The 15,189-nt window shown below is 64.3% G+C and carries 18 protein-coding genes and 4 pseudogenes; 11 read left to right on the forward strand and 11 right to left on the reverse strand.

The genetic code is table 11. The features are described from left to right. Nucleotides 1-4: 4 nt before the first annotated feature. The 4 genes from APH27_RS07105 to APH27_RS07120 are packed head-to-tail and all read right to left on the reverse strand — an operon-like array spanning nt 5 to nt 3,757. Complete coding sequence (locus APH27_RS07105) at nt 5-796, reverse strand: sugar phosphate isomerase/epimerase (RefSeq protein ID WP_060484412.1); 792 nt, start codon at nt 794-796, stop codon at nt 5-7. Then, complete coding sequence (locus tag APH27_RS07110; protein WP_060484413.1) at nt 793-1,533, reverse strand: SDR family NAD(P)-dependent oxidoreductase; 741 nt, start codon at nt 1,531-1,533, stop codon at nt 793-795. The genes APH27_RS07105 and APH27_RS07110 overlap by 4 nt, the downstream gene beginning before the upstream one ends. After that, complete coding sequence (locus tag APH27_RS07115; protein WP_027918879.1) at nt 1,530-2,888, reverse strand: MFS transporter; 1,359 nt, start codon at nt 2,886-2,888, stop codon at nt 1,530-1,532. The genes APH27_RS07110 and APH27_RS07115 overlap by 4 nt, the downstream gene beginning before the upstream one ends. 41 nt (nt 2,889-2,929) lie before the next feature. Then, nucleotides 2,930-3,757 (reverse strand): amidohydrolase, encoded by an 828-nt coding sequence (locus tag APH27_RS07120; protein ID WP_060484414.1) that lies wholly within the window; start codon nt 3,755-3,757, stop codon nt 2,930-2,932. A gap of 146 nt (nt 3,758-3,903) precedes the next feature. Here APH27_RS07120 and APH27_RS07125 point away from each other — a divergent pair, with 146 nt between their 5' ends. Further along, the gene (locus APH27_RS07125; RefSeq protein ID WP_027918877.1) at nt 3,904-4,857 is read left to right on the forward strand and encodes a LysR family transcriptional regulator; all 954 of its coding nucleotides are present in this window, start codon (nt 3,904-3,906) and stop codon (nt 4,855-4,857) included. A gap of 111 nt (nt 4,858-4,968) precedes the next feature. Next, nucleotides 4,969-5,670: a DUF3053 domain-containing protein gene (locus tag APH27_RS07130; RefSeq protein ID WP_060484415.1), complete on the forward strand. Its 702-nt coding sequence runs from the start codon at nt 4,969-4,971 to the stop codon at nt 5,668-5,670. A 145-nt stretch (nt 5,671-5,815) separates the two neighbouring features. On the opposite strand, the pseudogene APH27_RS27115 reads toward APH27_RS07130, so the two are convergent. Beyond that, nucleotides 5,816-5,956 (reverse strand): annotated as a pseudogene (locus APH27_RS27115) (two-component sensor histidine kinase); the annotation flags it as partial. On the opposite strand from APH27_RS27115, the pseudogene APH27_RS27120 reads away from it, so the two are divergent. From APH27_RS27120 to APH27_RS07150, 7 genes and pseudogenes are all read left to right on the forward strand, one after another. After that, nucleotides 5,949-6,044 (forward strand): annotated as a pseudogene (locus tag APH27_RS27120) (BamA/TamA family outer membrane protein); the annotation flags it as partial. The pseudogenes APH27_RS27115 and APH27_RS27120 overlap by 8 nt on opposite strands. A 225-nt stretch (nt 6,045-6,269) precedes the next feature. Beyond that, a complete protein-coding gene (locus APH27_RS07140) occupies nt 6,270-6,614 on the forward strand; it encodes a hypothetical protein (RefSeq protein ID WP_027918874.1) in 345 nt (114 codons plus the stop codon). Nucleotides 6,615-6,782: 168 nt separating this feature from the next. Further along, nucleotides 6,783-7,166 (forward strand): hypothetical protein, encoded by a 384-nt coding sequence (locus APH27_RS07145; RefSeq protein WP_060484417.1) that lies wholly within the window; start codon nt 6,783-6,785, stop codon nt 7,164-7,166. Between the two features lie 112 nt (nt 7,167-7,278). Then, the gene (locus tag APH27_RS26340) at nt 7,279-7,422 is read left to right on the forward strand and encodes a hypothetical protein (RefSeq protein ID WP_156335864.1); all 144 of its coding nucleotides are present in this window, start codon (nt 7,279-7,281) and stop codon (nt 7,420-7,422) included. A gap of 15 nt (nt 7,423-7,437) precedes the next feature. Further along, nucleotides 7,438-7,611 (forward strand): annotated as a pseudogene (locus APH27_RS25715) (Rieske 2Fe-2S domain-containing protein); the annotation flags it as partial. A gap of 106 nt (nt 7,612-7,717) precedes the next feature. Further along, nucleotides 7,718-7,891 carry a hypothetical protein gene (locus APH27_RS26345; RefSeq protein ID WP_156335865.1) on the forward strand — a complete coding sequence of 58 codons (174 nt, stop codon included), beginning with the start codon at nt 7,718-7,720 and terminating at the stop codon, nt 7,889-7,891. A 117-nt stretch (nt 7,892-8,008) separates the two neighbouring features. Then, a complete protein-coding gene (locus APH27_RS07150; RefSeq protein WP_033696191.1) occupies nt 8,009-8,629 on the forward strand; it encodes a TetR family transcriptional regulator C-terminal domain-containing protein in 621 nt (206 codons plus the stop codon). Here APH27_RS07150 and APH27_RS07155 read toward each other — a convergent pair. The 5 genes from APH27_RS07155 to APH27_RS07175 all read right to left on the reverse strand — a co-directional run bounded on the left by APH27_RS07155 (nt 8,626) and on the right by APH27_RS07175 (nt 12,339). Continuing rightward, entirely contained in the window at nt 8,626-9,363 is a 738-nt protein-coding gene (locus APH27_RS07155) for a DUF2063 domain-containing protein (protein ID WP_060484418.1), read from the reverse strand. The genes APH27_RS07150 and APH27_RS07155 overlap by 4 nt on opposite strands. Then, nucleotides 9,356-10,201, reverse strand: a complete 846-nt coding sequence (locus APH27_RS07160) for a DUF692 domain-containing protein (protein ID WP_060484419.1) — start codon at nt 10,199-10,201, stop codon at nt 9,356-9,358. Before APH27_RS07160 ends, APH27_RS07155 begins: the two co-directional genes overlap by 8 nt. A 63-nt stretch (nt 10,202-10,264) precedes the next feature. Beyond that, the gene (locus APH27_RS07165; RefSeq protein ID WP_060484420.1) at nt 10,265-10,789 is read right to left on the reverse strand and encodes a hypothetical protein; all 525 of its coding nucleotides are present in this window, start codon (nt 10,787-10,789) and stop codon (nt 10,265-10,267) included. A gap of 206 nt (nt 10,790-10,995) precedes the next feature. Next, complete coding sequence (locus APH27_RS07170; RefSeq protein ID WP_060484421.1) at nt 10,996-11,760, reverse strand: hypothetical protein; 765 nt, start codon at nt 11,758-11,760, stop codon at nt 10,996-10,998. A 90-nt stretch (nt 11,761-11,850) separates the two neighbouring features. Then, on the reverse strand, nt 11,851-12,339 hold the full coding sequence (locus APH27_RS07175; RefSeq protein ID WP_027918868.1) for an isochorismatase family protein: 489 nt from the start codon (nt 12,337-12,339) through the stop codon (nt 11,851-11,853). A 119-nt stretch (nt 12,340-12,458) separates the two neighbouring features. Here APH27_RS07175 and APH27_RS07180 point away from each other — a divergent pair. Next, nucleotides 12,459-13,083 (forward strand): annotated as a pseudogene (locus tag APH27_RS07180) (diguanylate cyclase domain-containing protein); the annotation flags it as partial. A 90-nt stretch (nt 13,084-13,173) separates the two neighbouring features. Next, nucleotides 13,174-13,470, forward strand: coding sequence for a DUF3144 domain-containing protein (locus APH27_RS07185; protein WP_060484422.1), 297 nt, complete (start codon nt 13,174-13,176; stop codon nt 13,468-13,470). 3 nt (nt 13,471-13,473) lie between these two features. Here the strand turns inward: APH27_RS07185 and APH27_RS07190 are convergent, their stop codons facing one another. Beyond that, nucleotides 13,474-15,099 carry a methyl-accepting chemotaxis protein gene (locus APH27_RS07190; protein WP_060484466.1) on the reverse strand — a complete coding sequence of 542 codons (1,626 nt, stop codon included), beginning with the start codon at nt 15,097-15,099 and terminating at the stop codon, nt 13,474-13,476. Nucleotides 15,100-15,189 lie beyond the last annotated feature (90 nt).

The raw sequence follows: 15,189 nt of genomic DNA on the forward strand, positions 1-15,189 counted from the left end.
TGATTCAACTCCGGCTCAACCAGGATCGGGTCGCTTCATAGGCGGCCTTCAGCCGCAGATCAGGCGCGAGCAGCGCCGAGGGTGTTTCAACGCTGACCTGCACATCGGCGGGCAACGCATTCAACAGTGCCGCCAGCGGCAACTGCCCGCTCCCTGGCAACAATCGCCCTTCCCGTGCCTCCTGAATGATCAACGCCTCGGCCGGCGCCTGCAGCGGTGCATCGCACAACTGCACAGCCCGCAAAAACCGCGAGTCCAGCTGGGCAAGCGCCTGCTCATCCCCACCCGAACGATACAGGTGCAGCGCATCCACCAGCACGCCGGCATTCCTCTGCCCGGTCGCGGCCACCGCGGCCACGGCTTGCTGCACGTTCGCCACTGCCCGCCAGCGCATGAATTCCAGATCCACACGCAGGCCGTAGCCGCTGGCCAGTTCGCACAAGGCCGCGAGGTTGTGCACGAGGCGTGCGTTATCCAGATCGTCACCCGAAACCGTGAGGCTGCTTGCGCCGAGCTCCGCGCCAGCGGCAAGCAAGCCTTCATGGTCGGCAAGCTGGAATGCAGGCGTCAGCGAAACGAACTCGATATCACTGACCTGCACGCTCTCGCCCGCTATCGCTGCCTTCAGCTCACGTGCAGCCGCGCTGCCCGCCTCCAGAGGGTAGCCTGTGGCACCCGGCTGCACCGGATGCAGCCTGAGCCCCACTGCACTGAAGCCGACCTGCGCTGCCTTGCGCAGCAACTCGACCGGCGCCAAGTCCAGCGCCGTCAGGTGGGCAACCGCCAGCGGCCTCAATAGGTCGCCCTCCCGCCACTGAGGTCGAACACGAAGCCGGTGGTGAAGCTGCATTCCGGCCCGGCGATCCAGGTCACCATGTTGGCAATCTCTTCGACCTTGAGGAAGCGCCCCATGGGGATCTTGGCCTTGCTGGCGGCGATGTGTTCCGGGGTCATTTCGGCCATCAGTGGCGTCTCGACCATGGCCGGGGCGATACAGTTGAGCAGCACGCCGTCCTGTGCCAGCTCCTTGGCCGCCGCTTTGGTGAACGCGATGACGCCGGCCTTGGCCGCCGAGTACGCCGAGATGTACTGCACGCCATCCTTGCCAGCCATCGAGGCGACATTGACGATGCGCCCGTAGCCCCGCTCGCGCATGTGCGGGATGGCAGTGCGGCAGCAATAGAACACGCCGTTGAGGTCGATGGCGATGACCTTGTCCCACGCTTCAGGCGGGTATTCCCACGAAGCCACCACCGGGCCGTTGATACCGGCGTTATTGACCAGGATCTCGATTGGCCCGACCTGGGCCAGCGCCGCAGCGAACGCAGCCTCCACCGATGCCAGCGAAGCCACATCCACCGCTTGGCGCAATACTGGCTCGAAACCGTTTTCAACACTGTTCCAGCCATCGACCGCAAGGTCCCAGATCACCACCTGGGCGCCGGCCTGGTGCAGGCGCTGGGCGATTGCCAGGCCAATGCCGCGCATGCCTCCGGTGACGATTGCAGTTTGCCCGTGCAGGAGTTGGCTCATTGTCTTGCTCCATTTTCAACAGAAGGAATATCCGGCAGGCGACGCAGGTCGCGCACCATGAACAGGTAACACAGCGCACCGAGCGCGGTGATCGACGACACGAAGACCAGCGCCCATACAAACGAACCAGTGGCGGTGACGATCAGGCCGATGGTCAGCGGGGTGACGATGCCGGCGGCGTTGGCGAACAGGTTGAACAAGCCGCCGCTCAGGCCCAGCAGGCCCTTTGGCGCAATATCGGAAACGATCATCCAGGCCAGGGCCGACATGCCTTGGGCGAAATAGGCGACACACAGGATGGTGATCACCAGCGCGTCGGACTCGACATAGTTGGCCAGCACGATGATCGATGCCGTCAGCAGCCCGGCAATCACCGGCAGCTTGCGCGCCAGGTTCAGCGAATAGCCACGGCGCAGCAGCGCATCGGAAATCCAGCCACCCACCAGCGTGCCCAGCGACGCGGCAATGAACGGCAGCACCGCCACCCAACCTACCTTCAGCCAAGGCATGTGCCGCTCGGTGACCAGGTAAGTGGGGAACCAGGTGAGGAAGAACACATTGGTCGAGTTGCAGGCGAACTGCCCCAGGCAGATGCCAAGCATGTTGCGGTGCTTGAGCAACGCCGGGATCTGCGACCAGCTGAACTTCGTGGCCTTCTGCCCGCCGTCCACCACCCCGCCGCCAGCGGCGATATGGTCGAGCTCTGCCTGGTTGGCGGAGGTCGACTGGTGCGGCTCGTGGTATTTACGCCACCACACCAGGCCATAGACGATGCCCAGCAGGCCCACCGCCATCAGCAGGAAGCGCCAGCCATAAGCATGCAGTACCCAGAACAGCAACGGTGTCAGGAACGCCAGCCCGGTGTACTCGGCAAAGGTGTAGATCCCGGTTGCCCGGGCTCGCTCGCTCTGTGGGAACCAGGTCGCCACCACACGGCTGTTGGTGGGGAAGCACGGCGCTTCGGTCACGCCGACCAGAAAACGCATGCCAAGCAGCGACAAAAAGCCCTGGGCCAAGCCCTGCAGGCCAGTGAACAGCGACCATAGGGTCAGCGCCAGCCAGTAGGTGAGCTTGGTGCCGAGGCGGTCGATGAGGATGCCGCCGGGAATCTGCGCGGCCGCGTAGGTCCAGGAAAATGCCGAGAAGATCACCCCCATCATCGCCGCGTTCAGGCCCAGGTCGGCACTGATGCTCGGGGCGGCGATACCCATCACGCTGCGGTCCAGGTAGTTGATCATGGTGCCACCGGAAATCAGCGCCAGGATCATGAAACGGGTACGGGTGCGTTGTTGCGCGCGCGCGGGGGTGTCGAGGGTATCGAACACCCCGGCGCCGATTGGCTGCTCAGTGCTCATGGCGATTGCTCTCTTGTTATTGGAATGGCAAGTGCAAGGAATCAGGCGAAGCCGAACAACCGCCTCGGGGTGTCCCACATGACCTTGCGGCGCAGGCGGGCGTCGGGCATCAGGCGCTCGGCCAGTTTCAGCAGCGGGCCGTAGTCGACCCGCGCATGCTGGCGGATGAACGGCCAGTCCGAGCCCCACACGCAGGCATCCGGCCCGAACGATTCGAGCAGTACGCGTACGTAGTCGTGGCTTTGCTCATACAGGCCATCGGCCTCGGCGAACTTCTGCATGCCTGACAATTTCACCCAGGCCCGCCCGCTGCGGGCCAGCCGCAGCAGGGCCTGGAAGCCGGCTTGCTGCAGGCCGCCAGCGGCATCCGGGCGGCCGCAGTGGTCGATCAACAGGCGCGCCGAGGCGTTTTCGATCAGCCACTGCAGGTCCAGCAACTGATCTTCGCAGACCTGCACCTGGGCGAACATGCCCAGTTCCGCCAGCTTGCCGAACAGCGGCTCGGCATCGCGCATGCTCCCCACGCCGTACAGCGCCGGGTTGAAGGCCACACCGACCACGCCCTGCTCGCGCAGCGCGGCCAGTGCGTCCAGGCTGATCTGCCGTTCGACCACCGCGATCCCCTTGAAGCGCCCCTGGCCGGCAGCCAGTGCGTGCAACAGCAGGGCATTGTCGGTGTGGTAGCCACTGTTCGGCCCCACCAGCAAGGCGTGGCGCACGCCATAGGCATCCATCACCTGGTTGAACTGGGCCAGGGTGGCGACCTCCTGGCCGGACGGCGCGTAGGGGGCGTCGGGGTGGTAAGCGAAGCGTGCAGGGTCAAACAAATGGTTATGGCAGTCGATCTTGGGTTCGTCGTAGATGTTCAAGCGCGGTTCCTTCAAGCGCCAATGCGCTTGCCTGCAGATCTTGTTATTGTTCGCCGCCAGGGCGATTTGCCTGGGCTCACGATACTGCGGGCGGTTGCACAGCGCTCATACACAGATGGCGAAGACCATAACCGAAGGTAATAGGCATGACCCCCGCTCAGGAAAACCCGGACGGCACGACGATGGTCTTCAAGCTGCGGCACATGGAAGTGTTCCGCGCGGTGATGCTGACTGGCTCGATCAGCGCGGCAGCGAAGATGCTCTACGTGTCCCAGCCGGCCGTGAGCAAGTTGATCGGCTATATCGAGGGGCGCCTGAACTACCGGCTGTTCGAGCGCATCAACAACCGCCTGGTGCCCACGGCCGAGGCGCAGGTGCTGTACCGCGAGGTCGAGCGGGTGTACCAGGCGGCCTTGCAGGTGAACGAGTGCGCCCACTCCCTGGCCGCCGGTACTCACCGCACGCTGCGTATCGCCTGCAGTGCTTCGCTATCTACCGTGGTGATCCCCGCCGCGCTGGCCCAGCTCAAGCGCGAAGCGCCGTCGCTGCAGATCGAGTGGCAGACCTCGCTGATGCACGCCATGCCCAATCAGATCCTGTCCAAGACCGTCGACCTGTCGATCGCCGCGTTGCCGGTGATCCACGACCACCTGTACTCCCAGGCCTTCATGCGCGGGCGCATGGTGGTGGTGATGCCGGCCGGGCATGCCTTGGCACAGCAACCGTCCTTGGCCCTGCAACAGCTGCAGGGCCATGCGCTGCTGCTGTTCCGCCCGGACATGCCGTTCGGCCAACTGTTGGCCGGCCATATCCAGCGGCGCGGCCTGCAGCTGGATTCGCTGCTGTCATTCACCAATGCCAACGAAGCCGTGGCACTGGTCAAGCAGGGCATGGGCATCAGTGTGATCGACGAGTTCGTCGCGCAGGACAGCGGCCTGCATGTGGTGCCCTTGGCCGACGAGATCCATTTCGATATCAGCTTCGTGTATTCGCGCTTCGAGCCACCCTCGCAGTCGGCGCTGCACCTGATGCGCGTGCTGCATGGCCAGGCGCTCAAGCTCGGGCGGGGGATTGACGGGTTTACGCTGGCACTGGCTTGAATGGAGTGATGGCTTGCGGCGATTGGAGCCACACCTGAAATAGCGCTACCCTTGCACGCTGCGCGAGCCACAGCGCTGGCGTGCCTCAACCACATATGGAGTTTCATCGACATGAACGTCTCATTCCGCCCCCAATGGCTGCTTGCCCTCGCCCTGCCGTTGGCCCTCGCCGCCTGTGGCGACAATGAACCCAAGCAGCGGGCCGCCTTCAGCGAATTTCTGCAAACCCGTATCGTCGACAAGCCTGGCGTTCACGTGCCCAAGCTGAGCTCCGATGAATCCAAGGCGTTTGGCCCCTATACCGGCCATTACGCGGTGATCACCGACTTCAACGGCGCCATGGATACCGCCGTGAAACCACTGGGCAGCCTGCTGCAGAAAGGCGCGGTGCGTTCGCTGAACGATATCACCCGCCGCCGTGACGACATCAAGGCGGTACAGGCCGGCCTGAATGACATGGGCATCCAGCTGCAGGAGCAGAAAGCCAAGGCCGACAGCGCGCATGCCCAGCTCAAGCAGCCTGATGACCTCAAAGTGGTCTACGACAAGGCCTACGACCGCACCGTCAGTGTCCCGGCCGATACCTTCCTGCAGGTGCTACCGCAGATCAACGGCACCCTCGACAGCAGCCTGAAAGTCGCCGACTACGTGGACGCGCACAAGGCGCAGATCGAGATCAACGGGCCGATCGTCAAGGTCAACGACCCGAAAGTACAGGCTGAACTGAATGGCTTGCTGCAAGACCTGACGACCCAGGCGAAGACCGTGCAGCAGGCTCAGGCGCAGCTGCAGACCGTGATGCTAGGCCGCTGATTGACCGTTGTGGGAGCGGCCTTGTGCCGCGAAAGGGCCGCGCAGCGGCCTCGGCATTATCGCGGCGAAGCAAAAAACCTGGGGCTGCTGCGCAGCCCTTTCGCGACACAAGGCTGCTCCCACAGGCTGTGGCGGGGTCGCCACTTCAACCCAGGCGTGGCAACAGGATTGCCACGCTCAAGCCACCCGCCTCGCTCGCCTTCGCGCTGATACTGCCCTGGTGCAGCCCAATGGCGCGGCGGGCGATCGCCAGCCCCAGGCCGAAGCCATCGGCGCCGATGGGGCCGCTGAGTTTCAGCCTGGCCGCGACGCTGAAGAAGCCGGACAACGCCGAGACGCAGATCTTCCTGTTCTCCCTGGGGCAGACCTTCTGATTCAACGCCTTTGCGCTTATGTGGGAGCGGCCTTGCGTCGCGAATGGGCTGCGTAGCGGCCCCAGGATCCACGCGCCAACTGGCCGATTGCCGGTGCCGCCCTGTGGCCCTTTCGCGGCACAAGGCCGCTCCCACAAATTACCGGTTTTTACCCTCGCTTAAACCAGGTTCACAGTCGCCTTGGCTAAGCTGAGATCAATATGAGCAAGCCTTTCAGGTAACCCCATGCCCCCCTTCGCCCCCACCGCGCTGGCCACGGCACTGCACGATGACATTCACACCTCGCTGCTCGACCTGGTGCAAAGGCGCCTGGCCGCAACACTCGGCCCGCACTACACCGTCATTCTCGCCGCCAGTGCTGACGCGCCCAGCCATTACCACCTGGCCATCCAGCACAGCCAGAGCGGCGTGTCGCTGGAAGACAGCGGCAGCATCGACCCAGGCTTCGCCGAACGGCTGCTGGCGCTGGGCGCCCAAGCGAAAGCCATGCTCGAGTCGGACACCTTCGCCCGCATGGGCAGCGATGACCCGACACGCCCGCTGGTATGGCTGCGCGAGCGCACGTCTTGACCGCGAAATAACCACCCACCGACCTTGCGAAAATCACTAAACCGCTGAATGGTCAGAACTTTTCCCCATTTACTTGTCTATTGGGACATGCACACGCGTGCACCGGCCGCAGGCCGAAGGTGCCGCGCCGGTGCATGTCCCTATGTCAACCTGGGGTTGTCCTGGCACATGAACATCAAACTCCCGAGACTGCTGCTTACCAGCCTGTTCGCACTGGCCGCCATCGGCTCGGCGCAGGCGAATACGATGCACACCTCGAACCCTGCCCTGGCCCACGAAACGGCTGCCCAGGCACCTGCACGCGCAGCCGGAAGCCCTTGGCCCAGCCTGGCCAGCGTGGCCAATGCGCAACCTGCCACGATGCTGGCCCATGACGACCGCTACTGGCGCGATGGGCGCTGGCACTACCGCAGCGAAGACCGCCGCCGTGAAGAGTGGCGCCGGGCCCAGTGGCGCCGCGAGCAAGCCCGCCGCGAAGCCGAGCGCCGCCGTGACTGGGAGCGTCACCATGATCGCGGCCACCATTACGACCACCGCGACTACCGCCGTTGAGGCCTTGGGCCTCATAACCGATCACACATGACCAACATGCCTGGCGCGCCATGGGCGCGCCGGCAGCGCTTCTCTAGGATGGCCTGGCCATTCGAAAACAAGGAGAAGCGAAATGCCCGATACCGCCCCAGCCTGCCAGAGCGTGACCTGGAACCTGATCACCCAGACCCGTTCCTTCAGCGCCCACGACCGTGAAATCCTCACCCACCACTGGCACCCCGTGGCCGTCAGCGCCGAGGTGGCAGACAAACCCTAGGCCGTCACCCGGCTCGATGAGCCCATCGTGCTGTACCGCGCCGGCGGCAAGCTCAACGCTGCCCGCGATATCTGCAGCCACCGTGGCGCCGCACCGCTGAGCCGCGGCTGGGTGCAAGGCGAGAACATCATCTGCCCGTACCACGGGCTGCACTTCGGCACCGACGGCCGCTGCAGGGTTTTGTGCTGATGGGCGCGGCTACTGGCGAGAAAACCGTACTGCTCAACGCTCTGCCGGACTGGAGGTAGCTGCACGAAACCAAGCATCGATATATTCTTTAGTATATAGCGACAAAATGAACAGAACCGGCCCGGAGCATTGCGCGGATGCCCCGGGCCTGAGCGAGGGCGCCGTGGCCAAAGCCATGCCCAATTGCGATACCCAACTGCTGCGCACGCGCAAGCACCGGGCGCAGTCTTCCAAGTGGCTGCGTGGGTTGGTGCTGACGGCAGCCAAGGCGATCACCTGACCGTCAGGGCAATATTCCTGCGCACAATCGCTGTATATTTTTGTATATTGCGATTCTCATTTGTTCAGCGCCCAGGTAACCGCACCGGCGCAGCCAGGAAACGTTGCCGTGTACATCATGCCGTTCGAACTGCCGCGAGGAACCGAGGACACCCTGAGCGCGCCGGTGCGCCGAGTCATTCTCGACGCCGCCGGCGAGGCTTTCGCCCAGCAGGGCTATGCCGCCACCAAGCTATCGGCGATTGCCTCGCTGGCCAGCCTGCCCCGCTCCAACGTGCTCTACTACTTCAAGTCCAAGGCCAACATCTACAGCAAGGTGCTGGAGGATATCGCCCCCTGCTACCTGCAGGCCTGCGCGCCGTTCACTGGCGAAGACGAACCGCTGCAGGCGCTGGGCCGCACGGTCACAGCGCTGATCAGCCTGTTCGAGCACCGGCCGTTCGCCTCGAAAGTGCTGCTGCAGGAGCTCAAGGAGGGAGGCCAGCGTATTCCTGGCAACTTTCTCGAGCACTGGGCGCAGCAGGCACGGGAAAACACCGGGCATGTGCGCCAGTGGATCAGCAGCGGCAAGCTGGCGCCGGTGAACCCGGAGCATGTGTTGCCGTCGGTGTGGGCCATCGCCCAGTCCTGCCTTGGCCTGGGCTGGCACGCCCCCAGCCAGGCCGGGCAACGTATCGACTACCAGGCCGCAGCCGACGCTTCGCTGCGCCTGCTGCTCAATGGCCTGGCGCCGGCCTAGCCCCAGCGGCTACCGAGCACGACGCCTTGGGCTTTCAGGCTGAGCAGCAGTGCAAGGCCCGGCGCCTGGATGGCGGCGGGGGCGACGCCGACAGCCTCGGCCAGCGCTGCCAGGTGTTCACGCCCGCTCAGTGGCTGAGCTTGCAACGACGCCAACAGTGCATGGGCCAACGGCGCAAGGCGCGAGAAGGTCACCTTGTGGCCTGCACCTCGGTGGGCAAGCAACAGTGTCGGCTCGGCGGATGCCGCAGCCGGCAGATGCTGCGGCCCGATGTGACTGACCGGCCAGGCATAGGCCAGCGGCAGGGCGAGACTGGACAACACCGGTACACCCTCGAGCAGATTGCCTTCAGGGTCATGCTCAGGTTCAGCGGCATCGCTCAGCAACAACGCCGTCTCGACCCATTCGTAATGAGCAAGTTCGGCGACCCAGCCGGGCTGATCGGTACGCCCTTGCAGGTAGCCGACCCACTCGCCGCCCACTTCGGTGAACAGCGGCGTCTGGCAGCGATGGTTGGCATAGAAGTCTTCGCACAAGGCTTGCCAGTGCGTGGCAGCGAGGCTGGCATGCAGCACCGGAAAGCTACCGGCCAGTAGCGACTGCAGGTTGCCAAAGAACAGTTGCCGGTACACCGCCAGGCGCCGCGCGTCGATACCGGGCGGCGGCGGGTTGGCCTGCGGGTCGCGGATATGGCCGGCCATGCGCAGTTGCTGTTCGCGCAACGCGTCAGCCATGGCGCACCGCCAGGGCCTGCGCCATGGGTTGCAGGCTGCGAATATGCTGTACTTCGGCCAGCAGTTCGGCCAGCGGTGGCAGGTTGAAGTCGCGCTCGAGCAAGGTCGGTATCGGCCCAAGGTGCTGGTAGGCACTGGCCAGCAGGCTCCAGACATCCGCCTTGACGCTGGCACCATGGGTATCGATCTTAAGGTCAGGCGCTTCGTCGTAGTGCCCGGCCACATGCAGGCAGACCACCCGCTCGGCCGGCACCTGGGCGAGGAACTGGGCGGCGTCGTAGCGATGATTGCAGGCATTGACCACGATATTGTTGATGTCCAGCAGCAGGTCGCAGTCAGCCTCGCTCAACACCGCCTGCAGAAACTCGATCTCGCTCATCGCCTGGTACGGCGCGGCGTAATACGAGATGTTCTCCACGGCAATGCGCCGGCCAAGGGCATCTTGGACTTCAGCAATCCGCTGGGCGGTATGGCGCACAGCTTCGTCAGTGAACGGCATCGGAATGAGGTCGTAGAGATGACCGTCATCGGCGCAGTAACTCAAATGTTCACTGAATAGCGGTACCTGATGACGGTCGAGAAATGCGCGGATCTGGCGCAGGAAGCCATGGTCCAGCGGTGCCGGCCCGCCCAGCGATAGCGACAGGCCATGGCAGGCCAGCGGATAGCGCTCGGCCAGTTGCGCCAGGCCTTCGCCGAAGGCACCGCCGACACCGATCCAGTTGTCCGGGGCACATTCGAGAAAATCCACCGCACCGGCGTCCATGTTCAGCAGTTCGGGCAACAGCGCGCGGCGCAAGCCCAGGCCCGCACCCTGCAGGGTAGATGAAGGGTTCATCGGCATGCTCCTTGAGGTACAGCGCCCTCCCCGACCTGCGCCTGGGGAGGATGCTGTCGAGGTTCAGTTCTTCGCCTGGCTCAGCTTGCTGTACAGGTCGGTCGGGAAGGGATTGCCGTTGGCGTCGAACTGGTGCTTGCGGAACTGGTAGACCTCGGCCTCGGAAAGGTAGCCGTCGTGGTTGGCGTCGATCGCATCGAACTCAGCGCCGGCAGCCGGGGCGACCGCCAGCAGTTCGGCACGGGAAACGCGGCCGTCATGGTCAGCGTCGGTGCGGGCAAACGAAGCATCGCCACACTTGCCTTCACCGCATTTGCCTTCAGCCTGAGTAACCTTGGCCTTGCCGCTGGCACCACACTTGCCCTCACCGCACTTGCCTTCGGCCTGGGTGGCTTTGGCCTTGGCGCCGCTGGCGCCGCACTTGCCTTCCCCACACTTGCCCTCCCCGGTCTTTTCCGCAGCCGCCAGTTGATAGCCTTGTGGCAATGCCTCGACGGCAAAGGCCGAGGACGCCAGGTTGATACCCCCTACCAAGGCGATGCCGAGCAGGCCGAGACGGGTCTTGTTGGGGAACTGGATACGGGTCATGGTGTTTCTCCTGATAGTCATACGGTCATGCCTCAAAGGCGAAAGAGCCAGGGAACGCGGGCCGTAAGGCGTGTTCGTTCGGGCTGGCTCATTTGGCCCCAGGCATGTATCCCGGGCGTATCAGGCGAGCGCAGGATTTGTAAGCGAGTAGCGGTGGCAGGCGCATTGATACAAAGCGATACACGCACCCGCCCGATGTGCAGAAGTCAGCGGCGGTCGAGCAACTTGGCCAGGGCGAAGGTTGCCACCACGGCCAGCACCACGGCGACGGCAATGGACGGCACGCTGCCCCACTGTGCGATGGTGCTTTTGACCGCCAGGTAGAAGCCCAGTACGCCTACCGCCCCAATGGCGTTGCCACGCACGATGGCACCCAGTTCGTGGTGCCCACCTTGAACATGGGCGAACACCGCCAGCGGCCAGGCAATCACCGGGATCGGCGCCAACAGGCCGCTGGCCACCGGCCCCAGCCACTCGGCGCTGGCAGTGATCGCCACCAGCAGCGCGGTGGCCGTGAGCATGCGCATCGGGATCACCCAGCGCGGCAGTTGCACCACCTTGGCATTGCCGGTGGGCGCCGGTTGCGAGGTGACGACGATGATCAAGCTCAGCAGCACCAGCGTCACCGCCACCGACAACCCCACCCAGCCCAGATGGCTCATCAGTGCTGCCGTCGCGGCATACACCGCCAGCGCAGTGACGCAGCCGGGCAAGGCGCCAACCCGTCGCGTCACCAGGTAGTAGAACAGGTAGGTCGCCTGCACTGCCGCCAGGCCTGCCAGTGCCCCGGGCACCGCCTGCAAGGCAAAACCCGGGCCCTGCTCAAGGCTGAGAAACAGCACAACCAAAGCTGACGTGACCGGCAGCCCGGAAAGCAGGCCGCCAATTTGCGTACCCCAGCGCCTGGCTGCCAACGAGATGGCCAGCATGAGCGTGGGGGTGATGAGGAACTTGAGGTAGAAGGCAGTCATGGGGGAGCTAACGCGTTTCGACAAGGATGGGGTGCCAGGTGCATCGGCGCCCCCATGCTAAACGATGCGCGCTGGCTTTTCGCAGTTTTCTCAGTAGCCCGACTGTGCGACCTCGGCCATCACCTCGGCCCGTGTGGTCACGTTGCCGAAGTGGTGCTTCCAGAGGTCGGTGCCCAGCTTGCCGGAGCGGTCCAGCGAGGAACCGACGGTGAGGTCGGTCACCAGTGTCGGGCACAACCCGGCATCGAACAGCGCAAAGCCTGCCGCCAGCACGCAAGTCTCGGTCTGCATGCCGCAAACCAGCACGCGCTCCACGCCCAGTTGCCTGATATGGGCGATGGTCTCGGCAGTCTGGCCATAGCCATGCTTGATGAACACCTGGTCCACTTCGACCAGGCACTCGTCTTCGGCCGCTGGGTGCCAGCCGAGCTGGCGTTGGAACGGCGTCACCTGTTCATCGTGCAATTCGACCGAGGCAACCGACGGAATCCTCGCTGACAAAAGACGAATGCCGTCCACCAGCCACTCGGGGGGGCTGAAGGTGGACTGGACATCGACGATGAGCAGAACCTGCTGCATGAACGACTCCTGAATACTCAAAACGACCGCGCAGTATATCTGCATCAATGGCCGCGGGTGGAACCTGCCCGCCACTGTGTAGGCTGGCCACGCCCGAGCCCGACGCACCGGACGCCCCTATGCCCGTTGACCTGCAAGCTCTTTACCCCAAGCTGATCCAGCTGATGCTGGACACCGTGTTCGTGGTCGACCGGGACAACACCATCGTGTTCGTCAGCAATGCCTGCAAGGCGTTGCTCGGCTACCGCGCCGACGAGCTGATCGGCACCCCGATCACCCACTACATGCACCCCCGACGACCTGGAAACCACGCGCGCCTCGATCATCCGGGTGATGAACGGCCAGCCGCATTGCAACGTCCGCAATCGCTACCTGCACAAGGACGGTGGCGTGGTGCACATCCTCTGCTCGGCCTTCTGGTCCGAAGAAGTGGGCGCGCGCATCGGCGTGGCGCGCAACGCCATGGCACTGGCCCAGGCCGAACAGGAACTTCGCTTTCTCGCTCACCACGACCCGCTGACCCGGCTGCGCAACCGCTCGCTGTTCAACCAGCGGCTGGCCAGTGCGCTGCACCATGCCCGCCCGTTCTCGCGGCTGTTCCTCGACATCAACGACTTCAAGGGCATCAACGATGTGCACGGGCATGCCGTCCGTGACCAGGTGCTGCGCGCGATCGCGCGGCGCCTGGAAGACTGTGTCAGCCAGCAGGACACGGTGGCGCGCAGGGGCGGCGACGCGTTCACCCGGATAAACCGCCACCGGTAAATGCTGCCGGCGGGGTACCCGCTGTGGCATGCTTTGCGCCCTGCACGACACGCCCACACAGGTATTCCCATGACCCAAGCCACCGACCAGGCATTCTACGACCGCGCCGATGCGCATATCGACCTGGCCAACCAGCAGATCGACACACTCGCCGACGTCGGCAAGGTCAGCGCCTCGATGACCTTTGCCGCCAGCCGCTTCAGTGCCTGGCTCAGCGCCCGCAACTTCAAGTCCGGCGCCGAAATGGCGGCGGCGCGCGAGGAAATCCTGAAGTACTTCAGCGAGCAGTACCGGATGATGCTGGAAGACAACGTCGACGAGTACATCGAGCAGTTCGACCGTTACGTATTGGGCAAGGAAAGCTGAGCCTCAGACCTTGAACCGCCCCACCAGCGCCGTCATCTCCCCGACCAGCCCGGACAACGCCTGGCTGGCCTCGCTGGTCTGCTGCGCACCCGCCGCCGAATAGCTCGACAGCTCGCGGATGTTCAGCAGGTTGCGGTCCACCTCGCGCGCCACCTGCGCCTGTTCTTCCGCTGCGCTGGCAATCACCAGGTTGCGTTCGTTGATCTCGCCGATGGCGCTGTAGATGCCTTCCAGTACCTGGCCTGAGGCCAGGGTGACGTCGAGTGTCGACTGGGCCCTGCTGGTGCTGGCTTGCATCGAGGCGACAGCCGCTTCGGTGCCCTGTTGCACACGGCCGATCATTTGCTCGATTTCCTGGGTCGAAGCCTGGGTGCGGTAGGCAAGCGTACGCACTTCATCGGCCACCACGGCAAAGCCGCGCCCGGCATCCCCGGCGCGGGCCGCCTCGATGGCTGCGTTGAGCGCCAGCAAATTGGTCTGCTCGGACACCGAACGGATCACTTCAAGCACCTTGCCGATATCCCGGACCTGGCCCACCAGCTGCGCCAGGTGGGCGCTGCTGGTCTGGATCTCTTGGGTCATGGCCTGGGTGCCATCGATATTTTCGCTGACTTGCTGACGGCTTTTTTCCGCCAGCTGGTTGGACGCGTGGGTAGCCTGGGAGGTGGTGACGGCATTGCGCGCGACCTCCTCCACCGCCGTGGTCATTTCGGTGACGGCGGTGGCGGCCTGCTCCAGCTCCTGGCCCTGCTGGCGCAGGTGGTTGGCGCTTTGTTCGGTGACCGTGTTCAAGGCAGTCGCTGCATCGGCCAGTTGCCGGGTGCAGCTGCTGATCCCGCTCAGGGTCTCGCGCTGGCTCTGCTGCATGCGCTGCAGTTCATGGAACAACTGGCCGATCTCGTTGCGCCGATGCCCTTCGACTGGCACGCTCAAGTCGCCGCCGGCAATCCGCTGAAAGTGCCGGCCAGCCTCGCGCAGTGGCTGCAGCACGCGCTGCGCGATGAACGCCCAGCACAGCCCGGCGAGCAGCAATGTCGCCGCCAGCAGCCCCAGGCTCAGCAGTTGCGCACGCCCAAGGCGGCGGTCGGATTCCAGCATGATCTGCTGGCCGCGCTCGCTCAAGGCGGCGACCAGTTGCTGGCGCAGCGCCTGCAGCCGGCCCATGGCGTTACCGGCATCGGTGTTGACCTTGAAGTATTGCTCCAGCGAACGTTGCTGCGTGGCTGCGCGTTGGCCGGCCACTGCCTTGGCATACTCACCGAACGTGGCTTGCAGCTCCTGGGCCACCGCGTGCAACGCAGGCTCCTGCACCTGGTTGACGAATTCATCGATCAGCTGCTGGCTCTTGTCGTTCAGCTCGACCGAGAGCGCCATGCGCTTGTTCGCGCTGTCGTCGTGGCCACCCAGTTGCTCGATAAAGCCCGAAGACACGTTGGCACTGGAGCGGATGGCCATCAGCAGGGCATTGTTCAACCGATCCGACTGGTGTGCGGTCTGGTCCAGCTCGGTGATCTGCTCGTCGCTGCCCAGCGCCGCCCGCCAGGCACTGACGGTGGAGAACAGCAAGGTCAGGCTGAACAGCAACAGCACCCAGAACATTCCGGTACGGATCTTCAGGTCGGCAAACATGCGGGCAGTACTCCTCTTGTGCTTGTTGGCGCCACGTCTGGTCGAGGTTTCGACGGCGGGTGAGCAGCTATCGGAGTTGCCGCTAAAGGC

Source organism: Pseudomonas sp. NBRC 111123 (assembly GCF_001320205.1).
GTDB classification, from domain to species: domain Bacteria; phylum Pseudomonadota; class Gammaproteobacteria; order Pseudomonadales; family Pseudomonadaceae; genus Aquipseudomonas; species Aquipseudomonas putida_J.

Bases quoted from the DNA above. Each gene is read 5' to 3' on its own strand.
- APH27_RS07110 (WP_060484413.1), bottom strand. From the start codon at position 1,533: ATGAGCCAACTCCTGCACGGGCAAACTGCAATCGTCACCGGAGGCATG.
- APH27_RS07115 (WP_027918879.1), bottom strand. From the start codon at position 2,888: ATGAGCACTGAGCAGCCAATCGGCGCCGGGGTGTTCGATACCCTCGAC.
- APH27_RS07125 (WP_027918877.1), top strand. From the start codon at position 3,904: ATGACCCCCGCTCAGGAAAACCCGGACGGCACGACGATGGTCTTCAAG.
- APH27_RS07130 (WP_060484415.1), top strand. From the start codon at position 4,969: ATGAACGTCTCATTCCGCCCCCAATGGCTGCTTGCCCTCGCCCTGCCG.
- APH27_RS07140 (WP_027918874.1), top strand. From the start codon at position 6,270: ATGCCCCCCTTCGCCCCCACCGCGCTGGCCACGGCACTGCACGATGAC.
- APH27_RS07145 (WP_060484417.1), top strand. From the start codon at position 6,783: ATGAACATCAAACTCCCGAGACTGCTGCTTACCAGCCTGTTCGCACTG.
- APH27_RS26340 (WP_156335864.1), top strand. From the start codon at position 7,279: ATGCCCGATACCGCCCCAGCCTGCCAGAGCGTGACCTGGAACCTGATC.
- APH27_RS26345 (WP_156335865.1), top strand. From the start codon at position 7,718: ATGAACAGAACCGGCCCGGAGCATTGCGCGGATGCCCCGGGCCTGAGC.
- APH27_RS07150 (WP_033696191.1), top strand. From the start codon at position 8,009: ATGCCGTTCGAACTGCCGCGAGGAACCGAGGACACCCTGAGCGCGCCG.
- APH27_RS07155 (WP_060484418.1), bottom strand. From the start codon at position 9,363: ATGGCTGACGCGTTGCGCGAACAGCAACTGCGCATGGCCGGCCATATC.
- APH27_RS07160 (WP_060484419.1), bottom strand. From the start codon at position 10,201: ATGAACCCTTCATCTACCCTGCAGGGTGCGGGCCTGGGCTTGCGCCGC.
- APH27_RS07165 (WP_060484420.1), bottom strand. From the start codon at position 10,789: ATGACCCGTATCCAGTTCCCCAACAAGACCCGTCTCGGCCTGCTCGGC.
- APH27_RS07170 (WP_060484421.1), bottom strand. From the start codon at position 11,760: ATGACTGCCTTCTACCTCAAGTTCCTCATCACCCCCACGCTCATGCTG.
- APH27_RS07175 (WP_027918868.1), bottom strand. From the start codon at position 12,339: ATGCAGCAGGTTCTGCTCATCGTCGATGTCCAGTCCACCTTCAGCCCC.
- APH27_RS07185 (WP_060484422.1), top strand. From the start codon at position 13,174: ATGACCCAAGCCACCGACCAGGCATTCTACGACCGCGCCGATGCGCAT.
- APH27_RS07190 (WP_060484466.1), bottom strand. From the start codon at position 15,099: ATGTTTGCCGACCTGAAGATCCGTACCGGAATGTTCTGGGTGCTGTTG.